The 17337-nt window shown below is 62.0% G+C and carries 19 protein-coding genes; 13 read left to right on the top strand and 6 right to left on the bottom strand.

The genetic code is table 11. From position 1 onward, the window contains the following. Positions 1-22 precede the first annotated feature (22 nt). The 10 genes from PQU95_RS01810 to PQU95_RS01855 all read left to right on the top strand — a co-directional run bounded on the left by PQU95_RS01810 (position 23) and on the right by PQU95_RS01855 (position 9642). On the top strand, positions 23-247 hold the full coding sequence (locus PQU95_RS01810; protein ID WP_017507119.1) for a DUF3079 domain-containing protein: 225 nt from the start codon (positions 23-25) through the stop codon (positions 245-247). A 64-nt stretch (positions 248-311) separates the two neighbouring features. Next, on the top strand, positions 312-2042 hold the full coding sequence (locus tag PQU95_RS01815; protein WP_147683177.1) for a cytochrome D1 domain-containing protein: 1731 nt from the start codon (positions 312-314) through the stop codon (positions 2040-2042). Positions 2043-2084: 42 nt separating this feature from the next. Beyond that, a complete protein-coding gene (locus PQU95_RS01820) occupies positions 2085-2393 on the top strand; it encodes a c-type cytochrome (protein ID WP_147683179.1) in 309 nt (102 codons plus the stop codon). A gap of 90 nt (positions 2394-2483) precedes the next feature. Then, the gene (locus tag PQU95_RS01825; protein ID WP_147683181.1) at positions 2484-2849 is read left to right on the top strand and encodes a c-type cytochrome; all 366 of its coding nucleotides are present in this window, start codon (positions 2484-2486) and stop codon (positions 2847-2849) included. Then, entirely contained in the window at positions 2846-4021 is a 1176-nt protein-coding gene (locus PQU95_RS01830) for a cytochrome D1 domain-containing protein (protein WP_272750427.1), read from the top strand. Before PQU95_RS01825 ends, PQU95_RS01830 begins: the two co-directional genes overlap by 4 nt. A 1-nt stretch (position 4022) precedes the next feature. Further along, positions 4023-5015 (top strand): siroheme decarboxylase subunit beta, encoded by a 993-nt coding sequence (ahbB, locus tag PQU95_RS01835; protein ID WP_272750428.1) that lies wholly within the window; start codon positions 4023-4025, stop codon positions 5013-5015. Continuing rightward, entirely contained in the window at positions 5012-5998 is a 987-nt protein-coding gene (gene ahbB / locus PQU95_RS01840; RefSeq protein ID WP_147683185.1) for a siroheme decarboxylase subunit beta, read from the top strand. The genes ahbB (PQU95_RS01835) and ahbB (PQU95_RS01840) overlap by 4 nt, the downstream gene beginning before the upstream one ends. A 104-nt stretch (positions 5999-6102) precedes the next feature. Further along, positions 6103-7317 (top strand): heme d1 biosynthesis radical SAM protein NirJ, encoded by a 1215-nt coding sequence (gene nirJ / locus PQU95_RS01845; protein ID WP_227302561.1) that lies wholly within the window; start codon positions 6103-6105, stop codon positions 7315-7317. Then, complete coding sequence (locus tag PQU95_RS01850; protein ID WP_272750429.1) at positions 7314-8888, top strand: nitrite reductase; 1575 nt, start codon at positions 7314-7316, stop codon at positions 8886-8888. Before nirJ ends, PQU95_RS01850 begins: the two co-directional genes overlap by 4 nt. A 76-nt stretch (positions 8889-8964) precedes the next feature. Further along, positions 8965-9642, top strand: coding sequence for a Crp/Fnr family transcriptional regulator (locus tag PQU95_RS01855; RefSeq protein ID WP_272750430.1), 678 nt, complete (start codon positions 8965-8967; stop codon positions 9640-9642). Between the two features lie 17 nt (positions 9643-9659). Here the strand turns inward: PQU95_RS01855 and PQU95_RS01860 are convergent, their stop codons facing one another. The 3 genes from PQU95_RS01860 to PQU95_RS01870 are packed head-to-tail and all read right to left on the bottom strand — an operon-like array spanning position 9660 to position 12254. After that, positions 9660-10382, bottom strand: coding sequence for an anaerobic ribonucleoside-triphosphate reductase activating protein (locus tag PQU95_RS01860; RefSeq protein ID WP_227302563.1), 723 nt, complete (start codon positions 10380-10382; stop codon positions 9660-9662). Further along, entirely contained in the window at positions 10345-10515 is a 171-nt protein-coding gene (nrdD, locus tag PQU95_RS01865; protein WP_147683191.1) for an anaerobic ribonucleoside-triphosphate reductase, read from the bottom strand. Before nrdD ends, PQU95_RS01860 begins: the two co-directional genes overlap by 38 nt. Next, positions 10512-12254 carry a ribonucleoside triphosphate reductase gene (locus PQU95_RS01870; protein ID WP_272750431.1) on the bottom strand — a complete coding sequence of 581 codons (1743 nt, stop codon included), beginning with the start codon at positions 12252-12254 and terminating at the stop codon, positions 10512-10514. The genes nrdD and PQU95_RS01870 overlap by 4 nt, the downstream gene beginning before the upstream one ends. 195 nt (positions 12255-12449) lie before the next feature. On the opposite strand from PQU95_RS01870, the gene ubiU reads away from it, so the two are divergent. From ubiU to ubiT, 3 genes are read left to right on the top strand one after another with little or no spacing between them, the layout of a single operon-like run. After that, positions 12450-13448, top strand: a complete 999-nt coding sequence (gene ubiU, locus PQU95_RS01875) for a ubiquinone anaerobic biosynthesis protein UbiU (protein ID WP_017507130.1) — start codon at positions 12450-12452, stop codon at positions 13446-13448. After that, positions 13439-14362 (top strand): U32 family peptidase, encoded by a 924-nt coding sequence (locus PQU95_RS01880; protein ID WP_017507131.1) that lies wholly within the window; start codon positions 13439-13441, stop codon positions 14360-14362. Before ubiU ends, PQU95_RS01880 begins: the two co-directional genes overlap by 10 nt. After that, positions 14349-14771, top strand: coding sequence for a ubiquinone anaerobic biosynthesis accessory factor UbiT (gene ubiT / locus PQU95_RS01885; protein ID WP_370630707.1), 423 nt, complete (start codon positions 14349-14351; stop codon positions 14769-14771). The genes PQU95_RS01880 and ubiT overlap by 14 nt, the downstream gene beginning before the upstream one ends. A 392-nt stretch (positions 14772-15163) precedes the next feature. Here the strand turns inward: ubiT and PQU95_RS01890 are convergent, their stop codons facing one another. The 3 genes from PQU95_RS01890 to modA are packed head-to-tail and all read right to left on the bottom strand — an operon-like array spanning position 15164 to position 17317. Further along, positions 15164-15862, bottom strand: a complete 699-nt coding sequence (locus PQU95_RS01890; protein WP_017507134.1) for an ABC transporter ATP-binding protein — start codon at positions 15860-15862, stop codon at positions 15164-15166. 12 nt (positions 15863-15874) lie between these two features. Next, positions 15875-16546: a molybdate ABC transporter permease subunit gene (modB, locus tag PQU95_RS01895; RefSeq protein WP_017507135.1), complete on the bottom strand. Its 672-nt coding sequence runs from the start codon at positions 16544-16546 to the stop codon at positions 15875-15877. Positions 16547-16564: 18 nt separating this feature from the next. After that, positions 16565-17317 (bottom strand): molybdate ABC transporter substrate-binding protein, encoded by a 753-nt coding sequence (gene modA / locus PQU95_RS01900; RefSeq protein WP_026107649.1) that lies wholly within the window; start codon positions 17315-17317, stop codon positions 16565-16567. Positions 17318-17337: the final 20 nt, after the last annotated feature.

Below are 17337 nucleotides of genomic sequence, written 5' to 3' on the forward strand. Positions count from 1 at the left end.
AACCCGTGTACCGGAGTGTGCCATGCGCCGCAAATTCCCCATTCACCCCGCCCATCCCGAGCGCCTGTGTTGGGGCTGCGACAAGTATTGTGCGGCCAGCGACCTGCAATGCGGCAACGGCTGCGGCCGCACCCAGCATCCGGCCGAGCTGCTGGGCGACGACTGGTACCTGCAGGGGGACTGGGGCTTCAGCACCGAGGAGCTGGCGCGTTTTACCGGGCTGGAAAGCGTTGATTCGAATCAATGATGATGTGCTGAGACGGGGCGGATGATGGACGCATGAATTCCCTCATAGCGTGGTGGAGAGCATCATGACAAGCTTCAGGATCCGTACCGTGGCCCAAGGCGTTTTATTGGCAACCCTGCCCTTTGCAGCTGCACTGGCCTATGCCGATGCGGCCAACAAACCTGTCAGTCCGGCTGAGGCAGCCTATCAGGCTGGCGGTTCGCCGCTCGCAGGCGAGGACATGCATCAGAATATCAACCCCAAAGCACCGCCTATGACTAAGGCTGAGTTTGCACGGGCTCGTCAGATTTATTTCGAGCGTTGTGCCGGCTGTCACGGTGTGCTGCGCAAGGGAGCTACTGGTAAACCGCTTACTCCAGATATTACTCTGGGTAAGGGTACCGATTATCTGAAGATCTTCATCGCCTACGGTAGCCCGGCCGGCATGCCCAATTGGCAGACCTCCGGCGAGATGAGCGAGCAGGATGTGGACCTGATGGCGCGCTACATCCAGCAGGAGCCGCCAACACCGCCCGAGTTTTCGCTGGCCGACATCGAGAAGTCGCGCAAGGTCTACCTGCCGGTAGACAAGCGCCCGACGCGCAAGATGAACAACTACAACCTGGACAACCTGTTCTCGGTAACGCTGCGCGACAGCGGCGAGGTGGCGCTGATCGACGGCGACAGCAAACAGATCATCAACATCGTCAAGACCGGCTACGCGGTGCACATCTCGCGGCTGTCCAAGTCCGGCCGCTACCTGTACGTGATCGGCCGCGACGCTCGCCTCAACCTGATCGACCTGTGGCTGCCCAAACCGGACAACGTGGCCGAGGTGAAAGTGGGGCTGGAAGCGCGCTCGGTGGAAACCTCCAAGTACAAGGGTTTCGAAGACAAGATCGCCGTGGCCGGCACCTACTGGCCGCCGCAGTTCGTGATCATGGATGGCGACACGCTGCAGCCGCGCAAGATCGTGTCCACCCGTGGCATGACCGTGGATAACGAGTACCACCCCGAACCGCGCGTGGCGTCCATCGTGGCCAGCCACTACCGCCCCGAGTTCGTGATCAACGCCAAGGAAACCGGCAAGATCATGATGGTGGACTACAGCGACCTGACCAACCTCAAAACCACCACCATCGATTCGGCCAAGTTCCTGCACGACGGCGGTTTTGATAGCAGTGGCCGTTATTTTCTGGTGGCGGCCAATGCCTCCAACAAGATTGCGGTAGTGGATACCAAGACTGACAAGTTGGCCGCACTGGTGGACGTGGGCAAGATTCCGCACCCGGGGCGCGGCGCCAACTTCGTGCATCCCAAGTATGGCCCGGTATGGAGCACCTCGCACCTGGGTAGCGACGAGGTGACGCTGATCGGTACCGACCCCGCCAAGCACCCGCAGTACGCGTGGAAGGCGGTTGCCACCTTCAAAGGGCAGGGCGGCGGCTCGCTGTTCATCAAGACGCACCCGAAATCCAGCAACCTGTGGGTGGATACCCCGCTTAACCCGGACGCCAAGGTCAGCCAGAGCGTGGCGGTGTACGACATACGCCAGCTGGACAAGCCGCCGCAAGTCATCGACATCGCCGCGTGTGCCGGCCTGGATGATGACGGTGCCAAGCGCGTGGTGCAGCCGGAGTACAACAAGGCCGGTGACGAAGTGTGGTTCTCGGTGTGGAGCGCCAAGAACAAGCAGTCGGCCATCGTGGTAGTCAACGACAAGACCCGCCAGTGCAAGGCCGTCATCAAGGACAAACGCCTGATTACCCCGACCGGCAAGTTCAACGTGTTCAACACCCAGCACGACGTTTACTGATCCAACCATCACGGCGGGCTGCGGCCCGCCCAGGGAGCCAATATGAAAACCCCGCTGCTTACCGCCATGCTGCTGTCTGCCGGCCTGCTGCTGGCCACCACCGCCCAGGCCTCGCCGGAACTGGCCAAGAAGTACAACTGCCTTGCCTGCCACAGCATGGACAAAAAGGTGGTCGGCCCGTCGTTCAAGGACATCGCCAGCAAGTACAAAGGCCAGAACGCCCAGGCCAAGCTGGAAGAAAAAGTGAAAAAAGGCGGTGCCGGCAGTTTTGGTCCGGTGCCGATGTCGCCCAACCCGCAAGTACCGGATGCCGACCTGAAGGTGCTGGTGAAGTGGGTGCTGTCGCAGTAAGCCGCCCGTGCCGCCAGCCCGTACCGGTATGGCGGCGTTGCGGCCAACCTTGCGCGGGCCGGCCCGGCCCGCGTTAGCCGGAGTACCGTCATGACGAAGCCACTGTACAGCAGGGGTAGCCTGATCGGCCTCATGCTGATGCTGCTGGCCTGTGCGCTGCTATTTGCCAGCGAGGCAGTGCCGGCGTCTCATCTGCCGAAGCCGGATGCGGCCCGGCGCCAGGTACTGCTGCATCTGCTGCGCGAAGACTGCGGCGCCTGCCACGGCCTGACGCGACAGGGTGGGCTGGGCAGCCCGCTCACCGCCGCCGCGTTGGCCGGCAAGCCGGCCGATAGCCTGGTGGCCACCATTCTCGATGGCCGCCCCGGTACCGCCATGCCGCCGTGGCGGCCCTTCATCAGCGAGCAGGAAGCCCGCTGGCTGGTAGAACTCTTGCAACAGGACCTCCCGCGATGACACTTCGAACCCTGCTGAGCGCCGTGTTGGCCGCAACTGCGCTGGCCGGCTGCGCCACCCCCACGCTACGCGGCAGCGGCGATCTGGGGGTGGTAATCGAACGTGCCGCCGGCAGCCTGCAGGTGGTGCAGCAACAGCCGCCGGCCAGCCTGGCACGCGTCAGAGGCCTGGGCGACCTGTCGCACGCTTCGCTGGTGTATAGCCGTGATGCCCGCTATGTCTACGTGTTTGCCCGCGACGGCGGCTTGTCCAAAGTGGACCTGCTCACCGGTACCTTGCAGGCCCGCGTGCTGCAGGCCGGCAACAGCATTGGCGGGGCCATTTCCAGCGATGGCCGCATCGTGGCGGCACAGAACTACAGCCCCGGCGGGGTGAAGCTGTTCGATGCCGACACGCTGACGCTGCTGGCCGACATCCCGGCGCAGGACGCCGCCGGGCAGTCGTCGCGTGTGGTGGGCCTGGCCGACTTGCCGGGTAACCGCTTTGCCTTTGCGCTGTTTGACGCCGGCGAAATCTGGCTACTAGACGCGGCCAACCCGTGCCAGCCGGCCATCACCCGTTACCGCGGCATCGGGCGGCAGCCTTACGACGGTCTGGCCAGTAGCGATGGCCGCTACTACATCGCCGGCCTGTTCGGCGAAGACGGCCTGGCCTTGCTGGACACCTGGCACCTCGATGCCGGCGTGCGCCGCATCCTGCCGGCGTACGGCCAGGGCGAGACCCGGCTGCCGGTGTACAAGATGCCGCACCTGCGCGGCTGGAGCCTGGCCGGCGATTATGCGTTCTTTCCCGCCATCGGCCAGTCACAGGTGCTGGTGGCCGATAGCCGCAGCTGGCAGTCGGTGGCCAAGGTGCCGGTATACGGCCAGCCGGTGTTCGTGATGGCCGAACCGGGCGGGCGCCGCGTGTGGGTGAACTTTGCCTTTCCACACAATGACACCGTGCAGGTGATCGACGTGCCCAGCATGCAGGTGGTGCACACGCTGAAGCCGGGGCGCTCCATCCTGCACATGGAGTTCACCGCCCGTGGCGACGCGGTATGGTTGTCCAGCCGCGACGACGACAAGGTCGTGGTTATTGATACCCGCACGCTGGCGGTACGCACCGAACTGCCTGCGGCCAACCCGTCCGGCATTTTCTTCAGCTGGCGTGCCGGCCGCATGGGGATGTGACATGCTGCAGCCACACGACCCGTTATTGCAGTTGCTGGACCGCCACCAGCGCGACTTCCCCTTGCTGGCATCGCCGTTCGGCTTTCTGGCCGCCGAATGCGGGCTGAGCGAGGCGCAATTGCTGCTGCGCCTGCGCTTGGTACAGGAGCAAGGCCTGCTGGCCAGGCTGGGGGCCGTGTTTGCGCCCAATACCGTGGGTGCCAGCACGCTGGCGGCGCTGGCTGTGCCCCCGGCGCAGCTGGACGCCGTTGCTGCGCTGGTCAGCGCCCAGCCGGAGGTCAACCACAATTACGCACGCGATCACCATTACAACCTGTGGTTCGTGCTGGCCGCTGATAGCCGCCCGGCGCTGGACGCCGCGCTGGCACGCATCGCCAGCGTGACCGGCCTGACGCCGCTGGACCTGCCGCTGCAGCGCGAGTACCACATCGACCTGGGTTTTGCGCTGGGCCCGCACGGCCCGCCGCGGCGTGCGCGCTTGCCGGCAGCGCAGCGCTTGCTGCAGCTGGCGGGCAGCGAGCAGCGCCTGCTGGCTGCGCTGGGACCGGGTTTGCCGCTGCAGCCGCAGCCGTTTCTGGCCCTGGCCGCTGCCAGTGGGCTGTCCGAACTGCATGTGCGCCAGCGCCTGCAGCAGTGGCTGGACGATGGCGTGATCCGCCGTTTCGGCTTTGTGCTGCGCCACCGCGAACTGGGCTACCGTGCCAACGCCATGTGTGTGTGGCAAGTGCCTGCCGCGCAACGCGACGCCATCGGCACGCAACTGGCCGCCGATGCCGCCGTCACCCTGTGCTACGCCCGACCGCCGCAGGGGGCGCACTGGCCGTACAACCTGTTCTGCATGGTGCACGCCCGCAGTAGCGATGAGGCGGCGGCGCACTACCGGCGGCTGAGCGCCGATTACGGTTTGCACGCCATGCCGTCGGCCATGCTGCTGTCTACCCGTCGTTATATCCAGCGCGGTGCGCGCTACCAGCAAGGGCTACTGACCCCATGACTTCTCCATTGGTACTGGACACGCTGGACGCGGCCATCATCGCCGGCCTGCAGGGCGGCTTCCCGTTGCAGGATACCCCCTACGAGGTAGCCGGCCAGCGCTGGGGCCTTAGCGGCAGCCAGCTGCAACAACGGCTGGCTGCCTTGTTGCAGCGCGGTGTGCTGACCCGCTTCGGCCCCCTGTACCAGATAGAACGCATGGGCGGCTGCTTCTTGCTGGCGGCACTGGCGGTACCCGAAGCGCGCTACGACGCGGTAGCGGCGCAGGTCAACGCGCTGCCAGCAGTGGCGCACAATTACCGGCGCGAGCACACCCTGAACATGTGGTTTGTGCTGGCCACCACCAGCCAGGCAGGGCTGGCCGAGGCAATGGCCCGCATCCAGACGGATACCGGCCTGCCGGTGTATGGCTTTCCCAAGCTGCGCGAGTACTACGTGGGCATGCAGTTGCTGCCCGGTGGCGACAGCGCGGTGGGGCGGCAGACGGTCACCGTCACCGACAGGCCCCCGCCAGTGCTGGACGACGCTGACTGGCGGCTGATCCGCGCCACCCAGGCCGGCTTGCCGCTGCTGGATGCGCCGTGGGCCGCGCTGGAGGACACCTGCCAGCTGGCGCCGGGCGAGGCCTGCAGGCGGCTGGCGGCCTTGCTGGCGGGCGGGGTGATCCGCCGCATCGGCGTGGTACCCAACCACTACGCGCTGGGCTATGGCGCCAACGGCATGGCGGTGTTCGATGTGGACGACGCGGCAGTGGACGCGCTGGGTACGCTGCTGGGGGCGCAGCCGGAAGTCAGCCATTGTTACCGCCGCGCGCGGCAGCTGCCGTCCTGGCGTTACAACCTGTTTGCCATGTGCCACGGCGCCAGCCACGCGCAGGTGACGGCTACGGTAAACCGGCTGCGCGGCCTGCTGGGCGAAGCTTGTGGCGACCATCAGGTGCTGTTTTCCAGCCGTATCCTCAAGAAAACCGGCTTGCGGGTGTAAGGGGCAGCCCAGCTGCGCACCGGTGCGGAAAGGCTTGATAGCCATCAAGGAGCCGGCTCCGCGCCAGGAAGAGCATGAGGCCATTGTCATCCGCGGAGCCTGCCATGCTGCGCCTCAGCCATTACCTGCATACCTTGCTGCATCCCGCCCCCTTGCCGCCGGCGCGCCGCCCGGCCGGCCCGGTGGTGATCTGGAACCTGCTGCGTCGTTGCAACCTTACCTGCCAGCACTGCTACGCCACCAGCGCCGACCGCGACTTTGCCGGCGAGCTGTCGCTGGACGAGCTGTACGCGGTGATGGAAGACCTGAAAGCCTGCGGCGTGTCGGTGCTGATCCTGAGCGGTGGCGAGCCGCTGCTGCACCCGGCTATTCACCAGCTGGGGCAGCGCGCCAAGGCGATGGGCTTCTACGTGGGCCTGTCCAGCAATGGCACGCTGGTAGACGCGGCCAATGTTGGCCGCATTGCCGAGACGGGTTATGACTACGTGGGCGTCAGCCTGGATGGCATAGGCACCACCCACGACCGCTTCCGGCGGCTGGCCGGGGCCTACGACCGTTCGCTGGCCGCCATTCGCCTGCTACGCGATGCCGGCATGAAGGTGGGCGTGCGCTACACAATGACCGAAGGCAATGCCCACGACCTGCCAGCGTTGCTGCAGCTGGTGGCCGACGAAGGCATCGACAAGTTCTACTTTTCGCACCTCAATTACGCCGGCCGTGGCAACAAGCACCGCGACGGCGACGCGCGCCACCAGCGTACCCGCTGGGCGCTGGACTTGCTGATCGACGCCGCGCTGGGCCACGTGCGCGCCGGACGGCAAAAGGATTTCGTCACCGGCAACAACGATGCCGACGCTGTCTACCTGCTGCAGTGGGCGCGCCGGCGCTATCCGCTACAAGCGGATGCATTGGCGGCCCGCTTGCAACAGTGGGGCGGCAACGCCAGCGGCGTGGGAGTAGCCAATATCGATAACCTGGGCAATGTGCACCCGGACACCATGTGGTGGAAAGTGTCGCTGGGCAATGTGCGGCAGCGGCCGTTTTCGGCCATCTGGGCCGACGCGGCCAACCCCTTGCTGGCCGGGCTGCGGCAACGGCCGCGGCCGGTGGCGGGGCGCTGCGGGGCGTGTCGGCACCTGGCCATCTGCAACGGCAATACCCGCATCCGCGCCTGGGAGCTGAGCGGCGATTTCTGGCAGGCCGACCCCGGCTGCTACCTGCACGATGCCGAAATCGGCGTGCCCGATGGCGCCTACCCGCTGCCAGCGCTGTCGCCGTGGCAACGGCCACAGGCACTACTGAGCGAGGTGCAATCATGAGCGCCCGCCACCTTGCCGCCGCGCTGGCCTGGCTGCTGGCTGCGCCACTGTGGGCGGCCACCCCCGTCACCCCCGTCACTGGCGCGCGCGCCGCAGCCCTGTACGACCAGCATTGCCTGGCCTGCCACGGTACCGGCCGGCTGGGCGGTATGGGCCCGGCGCTGCTGCCACAAAGCCTGGAGCGGCTGAAACCGGGTGAGATTCTGGCCACGCTGCGCCAGGGGCGGGCGGCCACGCAAATGCCGGCCTTTGCCGGTCGTCTCGACGATACCGAGCTGAACGAGCTGGCCGCCTGGCTGGGCACCCCTCCGGCCCAGCCGCCACAATGGACGGCTACCGATATGGCCGTGTCCCGTGTGCAGTACGTGGCCGAGGCCAGTCTGCCAGCCAGTGCGCAGCTGCCTGCCGGGGTAGACCCGCATAACCTGTTTGTGGTGGTGGAGGCGGGCGATCACCATGTGTCTGTGGTGGACGGCGACCACTTCACGAGGCTGGCGCGCTTCCAGAGCCGCTTTGCCCTGCACGGCGGGCCGAAGTTTTCGCCCGATGGCCGTTTTGTCTACTTTGCCAGCCGCGACGGCTGGGTCAGCCAGTACGACCTGTACAGCCAGCGCATGGTGGCCGAGATCCGCGTCGGCCTGAACACCCGCAACGTGGCGGTATCGGCCGACGGGCGCTGGGTACTGGCCGGCAATACGCTGCCGGAAACGCTGGTGCTGCTGGACGCACACGGCCTGATGCCGCGCCAGACCTGGCCGGTACGCGACCGCCATGGCCGATTGTCGCGGGTGTCGGCGGTTTACGATGCCGCACCGCGGCAGAGCTTTATCGTGGCGCTGAAAGACAGCGACGAGCTGTGGGAGATCAGCTACAACCCGCAGGCGGCGCCGGTCTACCCCGGTATGGTGCACGACTACCGCATGGGCGAGGGCGTGGCGCTGCCGGGTTTCCTGCAGCCGCGTGTTACCGCGCTGGACATGGTACTGGACGACTTCTTTTTCGACCCGGCTTACCGCCACGTGATGGCGGCGTCGCGCGAGGGCCGCGCCGAGGTCATCCAGCTGGACACAGGCGTGAAAGTGGCCGACCTAGCGCTGGATGGCATGCCGCACCTGGGCTCGGGCATTACTTTCGAGCGCGACGGCCAGCGCCTGATGGCCACGCCCAACCTGAAAGGCGGCAAGGTAACGGTGATCGACATGGACCGCTGGCAGTTGGTGAGTCAGATTGCCACGCCGGGGCCGGGGTTCTTTCTGCGTAGCCACGAAAATTCGCCCTACGCCTGGGTGGACGCCATGATGTCGCCGCGCAAGGACACACTGGGCATCATCGACAAGGGCACCTTGCAGCTGGTGAAAACCCTAAGCGTGCGCCCGGGCAAGACCAACGCCCACGTCGAGTTCACCCGCGATGGTCGCTATGTACTGCTGAGCATCATGGAGAACCCAGGCGAACTGGTTGTGCTTGATGCGACCACCTTTGCAGAGGTAGTTAGCCTGCCCATGAGTAAGCCAATCGGTAAATACAATGTGTACAACAAAATCAATCGCTCTGAAGGTACCAGCCACTAGGACTAGGTCATCTGGCCAGTGCCTTAGTCATGGTCGCCTGCGCTAGGCTGCCACTTTGGTCTTGTGGGGGCTTGGCATGAGTCAGATTGATATAGACGCTTTTTTACAGCACCAGCCATTGTTTCAGCAGCTGTCACCAGCGCAGCGTGCAGCTTTGGTTCCTGGTACGCATGAGGTACGTGGTCAGAAAGGACAGGTCATTTTCCAAAAGGGTGACCCTTGCGATGGCATGTATGTGGTGGTGTTCGGTAAAGTCAAGCTGGCATTGACCGCACAAAATGGCAGTGAAAAGGTGATGGAAATATTGCATCCTGGGCAGAGTTTTGCTGAGGCAGTGATGTTTCTCAACCGGCCTTGCCCGGTTATGGCACAGTTTCTGGAAGATGGGCTCCTACTGCACGTCAGTGCAGAAGTAATCTTTGGTGCTATTGCCAGTGACCCAGGTTTTGCTCAGCGTATGCTAGCCGGTCTATCGCTGCGTTTGCACAGCATGGTGCGTGATGTAGAGCGCTATTCGGTGGAAAACTCATTGCAAAGAGTGATCAGTTACCTTTTACAAGAGGGTCAGCCAGCATGTAATGGTAGAGTGGTGCACTTGCCTGTAAACAAGAACCTGATTGCGTCACGTCTAAATTTGACCCCGGAAACTTTCTCGCGGGTCCTGCATCAACTGGTTGAGTCGGTATTGGTAGAGGTTCGTGGACGTGACATTGTCCTTATGGATGTAGAAGGTATGCAGCAGCTGGTGTCTTGATGGCTGCTGCATCCAGGCTAGCTGTTTCGTAATGAAAAGTGCTCAAAGCGTGTTTTAGTCTCGGACAGTAAGGCTAGGTCTGGCCAGCCAGGGGGAGCGGCCCCTACTGGTGGTATTTGATCCGGTGCTGGGCGCAGCAGTTGCCAGGCGTAGTGGCGTACACCGTGTGTGGAGAGCCAAGCCGCCATCTGCTGCAGCGTTTGTCGGCTATGCCAGTGTGGATGAATGCTACTACGGCACTCAAATGTCACATTGCTGGACAGTAGTAGTGACAGGCTGTTCTGCACATGCTCGCCGCTGCCGGTCACGCCGGTCAGCGCCGCGTAATGTGACGGTAGCGTTTTGATATCTAATCCTACCCAGTCTAGCAGAGGCAAGGCCTTGGCCAATCTGTGTGGATAGCTGCCGCTAGTATGTAGGCCTGTTGCAAATCCCATCGCGCGAACTTGTTGCAAGAGCAGTGGCAGGGAGGGTTCCTGTAGTGGCTCTCCGCCTGAAAATACTACGCCATCTAGTAAACCGCACCGATTTGCCAACCAGGAAATAAAACGAGGCCAGTCCGTTTGCCCATTTTTTCTACGCAGCAAATGAGGATTGTGGCAATAACCACAGCGCCATGGGCATCCGGCCAGAAATACTACCGCACATAGCCGTCCCGGCCAGTCGCAGGCCGAAAACGGCTGCCAGCCACCCAGCCGCGCGCTAGTGGCGTCCTGGTTCGTCAAAGTGACGGCGTTCATAGAATTCGCCTTGTTTACCGGTGTTGAACGATGCCACTGGGCGGTGGTAGCCCATTACTCGGGTCCAGATTTCACAGCGAGTGCGCTCGCTGTCGTCCAGTAGCGGGCGTGTATCGGTGGTAGGTTGAGTCATGCGATAGCTCCTTCAGTGTTGGCCGCAGCGGTGGTCTTGCGCGCCAGAAGTTCGGCATCGCAGCGCGGGCAGAACTCGTGGCGGCCAGACAGATAGCCGTGTTGCGGGCAGATGGAAAATGTGGGAGTGATAGTGATGTAGGGCAAACGGAAGTTTTCCAGCGCCCGGCGCACCAGCTGGCGGCAGGCGTCGGCGCTGGACACCGCCTCGGTCATGTACAGGTGCAGCACGGTGCCGCCGGTATAGCGCGATTGCAGTGCCTCCTGGTGCGCCAGCGCGGCGAACGGGTCGTCGGTGTGGCCGACCGGCAGCTGGCTGGAGTTGGTGTAGTACGGCTTGTTGGCGCTGCCAGCCTGCAGGATGCCGGGGTAGCGCTTGCGGTCTTCGCGGGCAAAGCGGTAGGTGGTGCCCTCGGCCGGCGTGGCTTCCAGGTTGTACAGATGGCCGGTGTCGTGCTGGATGGCCACGATGCGCTGGCGGATATGATCCAGGTAGCGGCAAGCAAAGGCGTGCCCGCTGTTGCTGCTGATGTCGTCTTGCCCGGCGCTGAAGTTGCGGATCATCTCGTTGATGCCGTTTACCCCCAGCGTGGAAAAGTGGTTTCGCAGGCTGCCCAGGTAATGCTTGGTGTACGGATACAGCCCGGCATCGATGTGCTGTTGCACCACGCCGCGGCGCGCTTCCAGCACCTCGCTGCCCAGCGCCAGCAGGCGGTCGGTGGCGGCAAGCAGCGCGGCTTCGTCGCCGGCGTGCAGGTAACCTAGTCGTGCGCAGTTGACGGTAACCACGCCAACTGAGCCGGTTTGTTCGGCACTGCCGAACAGGCCGTTGCCGCGCTTGGCCAGTTCGCGCAGATCCAGTTGCAGGCGGCAGCACATGCTGCGCACCATGTGCGGCTGCAGGTCGGAGTTGACGAAGTTCTGGAAGTAGGGCAGGCCGTACTTGGCGGTCATGGCAAACAGCAACTCGGTGTTGGCGCCGTACCAGTCGAAATCGCGGGTGATGTTGTAGGTGGGGATGGGGAAGGTAAACGCGCGGCCACGGGCATCGCCCGCCAACATCACCTCGATGAAGGCGCGGTTGATCATTGCCATCTCGTCGGCACAGTCGCCGTAGCGGAACGGCATTTCTTCGCCACCGATCACCGGAATCTGCTCGCGCAGGTCGTCGGGGCACACCCAGTCGAACGTGAGGTTAGTGAACGGTGTTTGCGTCCCCCAGCGGCTGGGTACGTTCAGGTTGTATACCAGCTCCTGCAGGCATTGCCGCACTTGGAGGTAGTCAAGCTCATCCCTGCGTATGAACGGTGCTAGATAGGTATCGAACGAGCTGAATGCCTGGGCGCCGGCCCACTCGTTCTGCAGCGTGCCCAGAAAGTTCACGATCTGGCCGCAGGCACTGGAAAGGTGACGTGGTGGGGCCGACTCTACTTTGCCACCGACGCCGGAAAACCCCAGCTGCAGTAGCGTACGTAGCGACCAGCCGGCGCAGTAGCCGGACAGCATGTCCAGGTCGTGGATATGCAGGTACCCGTGGCGGTGGGCCTGCGCTGCGTCGGTGCTGAACACGGCGTTCAGCCAGTATTCGGCGCTGAGCTTGCCTGCCATGTTAAGGATCATACCGCCCAGGCTGTAGCCTTGGTTGGCGTTGGCCTGAACCCGCCAGTCGGCACGGCTCAGGTATTCCCGCACGGTGCTCACAGCGTCCACGTGGCCGGCGGTGAGGGGTTTTGAATGCATTTCGCATGGCTCCTGATGTAATTAAGTACAATATATAGTTAAATTTTTCTTTTAAATTACTATATGTTGTTTTCTTGATCGTTATCAAGCGTGCTAGCGCCGCAGGGCGGGCTCCCCGAAAGTCTTGATATGGGGCAAGGCTGCGCCGCCATCGCGCCGCGTAAGGTCGCCCCGTCTTGAACGGAGGGTTACACCATGCAGCTACCAGAGCTGGTCTGTCCGGCCGGCAACCTGCCCGCCCTGAAGGCCGCCGTGGATCACGGCGCCGACTGCGTTTATCTGGGCTTGAACAACGACACCAACGCCCGCCATTTCGCCGGGCTCAACTTTGATGCCGCCAGCGCCCGCGAAGGCCTGCGCTACGCTCGCCAGCGCGGGGTGAAGGTGCTGCTGGCCATCAATACCTTTGCCCAGGCCGGCGAAGAAGCCCGCTGGCGCGCGGCGGTTGACGAGGCGGCAGCACTGGCGGTGGACGCGGTGATCCTGGCCGATTTCGGCTTGCTCGATTACGCCAGCCAGCGCCACCCGCAGCTGCGCCTGCATCTGTCGGTGCAAGGCTCGGCCAGCAATTACGAAGCCATCAACCTGGCGCAGCGTATGTTTGGCGTGCAGCGGGCGGTGTTGCCGCGCGTACTCAGCCTGGAGCAGGTGGCGCAGGTGATAGCTGGCACTACGGTGGAAATCGAGGTGTTCGGTTTTGGCAGCCTGTGCGTGATGGCGGAAGGGCGTTGCCATCTGTCCAGCTACGCCACCGGCGAATCGCCCAATACCCACGGTGTATGTTCGCCAGCCCGTCACGTGCGCTGGTTGCCACACGCCAACGGTACCGAGGCACGTCTGAACGGGGTGCTGATCGACGATTTTGCCCACGACGAGCCGCGTGGCTACCCCACGCTGTGCAAGGGGCGCTTTCACGTGGGCGACAGCCTGGGCTACGCGCTGGAAGAGCCTACCAGCCTCAACGTGCTGCCTTTGTTGCCAAGGCTAATCGACATGGGCGTAGCGGCCATCAAGGTAGAAGGGCGGCAACGCAGCCCAGCCTACGTGGCGCAGGTAACGCGCACGCTGCGCCAGGCGCTGGACGAGGCACGCCGGTCTGGCTGGCAGCCGCCAGCCGCGCTGATGCAGCAACTGGGCCGGGTTTCCGAAGGACAACAAGTGACACTGGGGGCGTACAGCAGACCATGGAAGTAAGCCGACATACCGCATTACCACTACAGCTGGCCATCGGCCCCTTGCTGTATTTCTGGCCGCGCGACGAAGTGATGCGCTTTTATGCTGACGCGGCAGAGTGGCCTGTGGATCGCATTTATCTGGGTGAGGTGGTGTGCTCGCGCCGCCAGCAATTGAAGGTAGACGACTGGCTGGGTCTGGCGGCGGATCTGCAGGCTGCTGGTAAAGAAGCCGTGCTGTCCAGTCAGGGTTTGCTTGAGAGTGAATCTGACCTCAAGCGCCTGCGCCGCCTGATCGATGGGGCTGGTGTGCTGGTAGAGGCCAACGATACCGGCGCTGTCGGCATGCTGCAGCAGCGTGGCCTGCCATTTGTGGCTGGCCCACACCTCAACATCTATAACGCCGCTACCTTGGCACTGTACCAGCGCTGGGGAGCACAGCGCTGGGTGCCGCCGCTAGAAATGCCGGCACAGCGAGTGCAGGCTATTACTCATGCCTTGCCGCAGCTCGATACCGAAGTGTTTGCATGGGGGCGGATGCCGCTGGCGTTTTCATCGCGCTGTTTTACCGCGCGGCATGAAGGACTCCATAAAGACAGCTGCGAGTTTCGTTGTTTGGCGCATCCGGACGGGATGCCATTGCTCACCCGCGAGCAGCAGGGCTTCCTGCAAATTAATGGTACCCAGACACAGTCGGCCGCCTGCCACAGTCTGCTTGATGAGCTGGATGCCTTGCCTTCGTCGGGTGTGAATGCTATTCGCCTCAGCCCGCATAGCCAGCACTTTGCTGAGGTGGTCCAATGGGCAGCCGCCTGTTTGCGTGGCGAACCGGCTGGCATGCCGCTAGCTGGTCTGGCACCCGCACTGCTGGTCAATGGCTTCTGGCATCGACAGCCCGGTATGCAATTTCACGGAGTGCGCCATGACTGCTATTGACCCCCGTTTCGGTAAGTTGGCCGCACGCTTGTTGCGCGCTTGTCCTGATGCAGCTGCAAGCCAGTTGCTGGCACAGGCATTGAACCTCATGGGTTGGCGCGGTCTGATTCCATTGGATGACCCTATGCTGCAACAGCGCACGTTCCTTGTTGGTGTACGTGATGCAGGCCTAGTGCTATCACTAAGGCACGATGGCAGTACCTTTCGTGCCTGCCCGCGGCTTGCAGCCCCTGACTTTTTCTTGCACGCTGACTTGGCCGATCACTTGGCCCTGCTATGGCGGCAGGAAGATCCGGATACGCTATTTTTCCAGCGCCGTATCGACATCGGCGGCGATACCGAGCTGGGTTTGTGGGTGAAAAATGTGTTGGACAGCATTGATTGGCGATCACAGCTAAAGTTGTATTAATGCGATCAAGCGATACATGCGTTCAAGACAATTCAACGGGCTAGGCCTGCTGCACATGACGGGCTGGGACTTGATGCCAAAGATCAAACAGACTTGGGCCCAAGCCCTTGGCATCCAGTTGTTTCAGGACTCTGAGCTGGTTACTGGTGGGCAGCTAGTAGTGGATTGCCGTTCACATTCAGACTAAAGCATGGCAGGAAGGAGGCGTGCGCTTTCCTCGTCGATTTAGCAGGATGATACGGTCGGCACCGCCGAATTTCTGACCGTCAACAGTCATCCAGAGCGAACCCTGTAACCGGATAGTCTTGTCGTTAGCGTTCATACTTTGCCTCTGTTTATTGCTAACTTTTTGACATAATCAGGTATTGGTCCTGGCGCTTGCATGTTGGGACCTAATTGGTTTTCTGATGGCAAGATGCTGTTACTTGGCGGTCCAGATATCCGTCGCGCAGCTCGACGACATGGTCACCAAAGGTTTGTACGTCCAGCGGGTCATGGGTAATCAGCACCATGGGTATTTGTAATAGCTGCTGTAAATCGCTCAGTTCCCGACGCATGGTATTGCGCAGTGATGGATCGAGTGCTGCGAATGGTTCATCCAGTAACAGTGCCTGCGGTTCGGCAACGATTGTCCGAGCCAGGGCGACACGCTGCCGCTGCCCTCCGGACAGATCATCCGGCAGCTGGTGTGCCATGGCGGCTAAGCCGAAGGTGCGTACCCAGTATTCCACCTTATCGTGTCGATCTCGTGCTCGCGGGTTAAGCCAACCATGACTCAAGCCGAAAGCAATGTTCTGACGCACATTGAGGTGAGGAAATAGCGCATAGTCCTGGAATAGATAACCGACACGCCGCGCTTGCGGAGCCAAGTTCAAACTGGCCGAGTGGTCAAAAAACGTTTGGCCATTGATACGGATATGACCGCGCTCCGGGGTAAGCAGTCCAGCAATCGCCTTCAGAGTCAGGCTCTTCCCGGCGCCGGATGGGCCGTAGATCACATTGCGCTGGCTGCCAGACTGTAATTGCACGTTCAGCGTAAAACTACGCGTGCCTGCGTGCAAGGTCTTGTAGATATCGATATCAAGCTGCATTGCCTGCCTTACTCAATGCCGAACAATGCGCCCAGGCGCAAGATAGCCGGCAGTCAACAGTACCGCTATGCAAACGGCGGAGATGATGTACACAAGGATGTTGGCCAGATCGTCCTGCCCGGCCTGCACCGCCTCGTATACCGCGACGGACAGGGTCTGGGTCTTGCCGGGAATACTGCCAGCCACCATGAGCGTGGCGCCGAACTCGCCCAGCGCCCTGGCGAAGGCGAGTAGCAGCCCGGCCAGGATGCCGCGCCACGCTAGTGGCAGAGTCACCCGGAAAAAGACGGCGACATTGCTGATCCCCAATACCTTGGCGGCTTGCTCCAGCTGACCATCCACAGACTCGAATGCCGCTCGCGCCGGCTTGAATACCAAGGGAAAGATAACTGTGGAGGCCGCGATGACCGCGCCTTGCCAAGTAAAGATCAGGTTAATGCCGAACACATCGAACAACCATGCGCCAAAAGGGCTGCGACGACCGAGCAGAACCAGCAGGTAATAGCCCAATACGGTGGGTGGCAGCACCATGGGCAGGGTTAGCAGCGTGTCTAGCACATTACGCCCCGGAAACTTACCCCTGGCCAACACAAATCCTGCTGTCACACCCAGTACTGTTGTGGCAGTAGTGGCCAGCCCAGCCACTTTCAACGACAAGGCCAAGGCAACCCAGACCGATTCCATGATTGTGCTACTCCCGGGTCAGGGTTTCAGAAAGCCGTACTTGCCAAGAATGGTTTGGCCGGCGGGAGACAGGACGTATTCGATGAAGCTCTTGGCTTCCTTTGCATTGCTACTGCTGGTGCTCGCAGCAATCGGGTAACTGATTGCTGAATTGAGCGGCACGGTAAACGCTACTTTCACCTTGTCCGGCATCACCGCTGCGTCTGTTGCGTACACGAAGCCAGCCTCAACCTCGCCTCGTGCTACATAGTCCAAGGATTGGCGAACATTCTGTGTATTGATAGCCTTGGCCCGGATCACTGACCACAGGTTGGCAGTTTCTAGTGCAGCTTGGGTATAGCGGCCAACTGGCACACTGGCAGGTTTTCCAATAGCGACTTTGTCTATTCGCGATTGGGACAGGTCTCTGAGACGCTTGATCGCCAGTTTGCTGTCGAATGGCACAATAAGCACTAAGGCGTTACGTACAAAGTTATGCCGGCTGTTTGCAACGATCAGGCCCTGCTTGAAGGCCTGATCCATTGTTTCCTGATCAGCGGAGGCAAAGACATCCACTGGTGCTCCTTTGGCTATCTGCTGCAGCAGGGCTCCCGAAGCGCCGACGTTCAATAGGACCTTGGTGCCCGGGTGTTGCCCCTCAAATGACTGCGCCAGATCTTTGAAGGCATTGGTCAGACTAGCTGCAGCTGAAACAGTCACATTGCCTGCAGCAGCAAGGTTGCTGAGTATGAGCAGTATGGCACTCGCAATTGAATTCAGAGTGGGCTTCATGACGTCTCCATTCATGATCA

It is taken from the genome of Vogesella aquatica (assembly GCF_028548455.1).
GTDB classification, from domain to species: Bacteria; Pseudomonadota; Gammaproteobacteria; order Burkholderiales; family Chromobacteriaceae; genus Vogesella; species Vogesella aquatica.

Bases quoted from the DNA above. Each gene is read 5' to 3' on its own strand.
- PQU95_RS01810 (WP_017507119.1), top strand. From the start codon at position 23: ATGCGCCGCAAATTCCCCATTCACCCCGCCCATCCCGAGCGCCTGTGT.
- PQU95_RS01815 (WP_147683177.1), top strand. From the start codon at position 312: ATGACAAGCTTCAGGATCCGTACCGTGGCCCAAGGCGTTTTATTGGCA.
- PQU95_RS01820 (WP_147683179.1), top strand. From the start codon at position 2,085: ATGAAAACCCCGCTGCTTACCGCCATGCTGCTGTCTGCCGGCCTGCTG.
- PQU95_RS01825 (WP_147683181.1), top strand. From the start codon at position 2,484: ATGACGAAGCCACTGTACAGCAGGGGTAGCCTGATCGGCCTCATGCTG.
- PQU95_RS01830 (WP_272750427.1), top strand. From the start codon at position 2,846: ATGACACTTCGAACCCTGCTGAGCGCCGTGTTGGCCGCAACTGCGCTG.
- ahbB (WP_272750428.1), top strand. From the start codon at position 4,023: ATGCTGCAGCCACACGACCCGTTATTGCAGTTGCTGGACCGCCACCAG.
- ahbB (WP_147683185.1), top strand. From the start codon at position 5,012: ATGACTTCTCCATTGGTACTGGACACGCTGGACGCGGCCATCATCGCC.
- nirJ (WP_227302561.1), top strand. From the start codon at position 6,103: ATGCTGCGCCTCAGCCATTACCTGCATACCTTGCTGCATCCCGCCCCC.
- PQU95_RS01850 (WP_272750429.1), top strand. From the start codon at position 7,314: ATGAGCGCCCGCCACCTTGCCGCCGCGCTGGCCTGGCTGCTGGCTGCG.
- PQU95_RS01855 (WP_272750430.1), top strand. From the start codon at position 8,965: ATGAGTCAGATTGATATAGACGCTTTTTTACAGCACCAGCCATTGTTT.
- PQU95_RS01860 (WP_227302563.1), bottom strand. From the start codon at position 10,382: ATGAACGCCGTCACTTTGACGAACCAGGACGCCACTAGCGCGCGGCTG.
- nrdD (WP_147683191.1), bottom strand. From the start codon at position 10,515: ATGACTCAACCTACCACCGATACACGCCCGCTACTGGACGACAGCGAG.
- PQU95_RS01870 (WP_272750431.1), bottom strand. From the start codon at position 12,254: ATGCATTCAAAACCCCTCACCGCCGGCCACGTGGACGCTGTGAGCACC.
- ubiU (WP_017507130.1), top strand. From the start codon at position 12,450: ATGCAGCTACCAGAGCTGGTCTGTCCGGCCGGCAACCTGCCCGCCCTG.
- PQU95_RS01880 (WP_017507131.1), top strand. From the start codon at position 13,439: ATGGAAGTAAGCCGACATACCGCATTACCACTACAGCTGGCCATCGGC.
- ubiT (WP_370630707.1), top strand. From the start codon at position 14,349: ATGACTGCTATTGACCCCCGTTTCGGTAAGTTGGCCGCACGCTTGTTG.
- PQU95_RS01890 (WP_017507134.1), bottom strand. From the start codon at position 15,862: ATGCAGCTTGATATCGATATCTACAAGACCTTGCACGCAGGCACGCGT.
- modB (WP_017507135.1), bottom strand. From the start codon at position 16,546: ATGGAATCGGTCTGGGTTGCCTTGGCCTTGTCGTTGAAAGTGGCTGGG.
- modA (WP_026107649.1), bottom strand. From the start codon at position 17,317: ATGAAGCCCACTCTGAATTCAATTGCGAGTGCCATACTGCTCATACTC.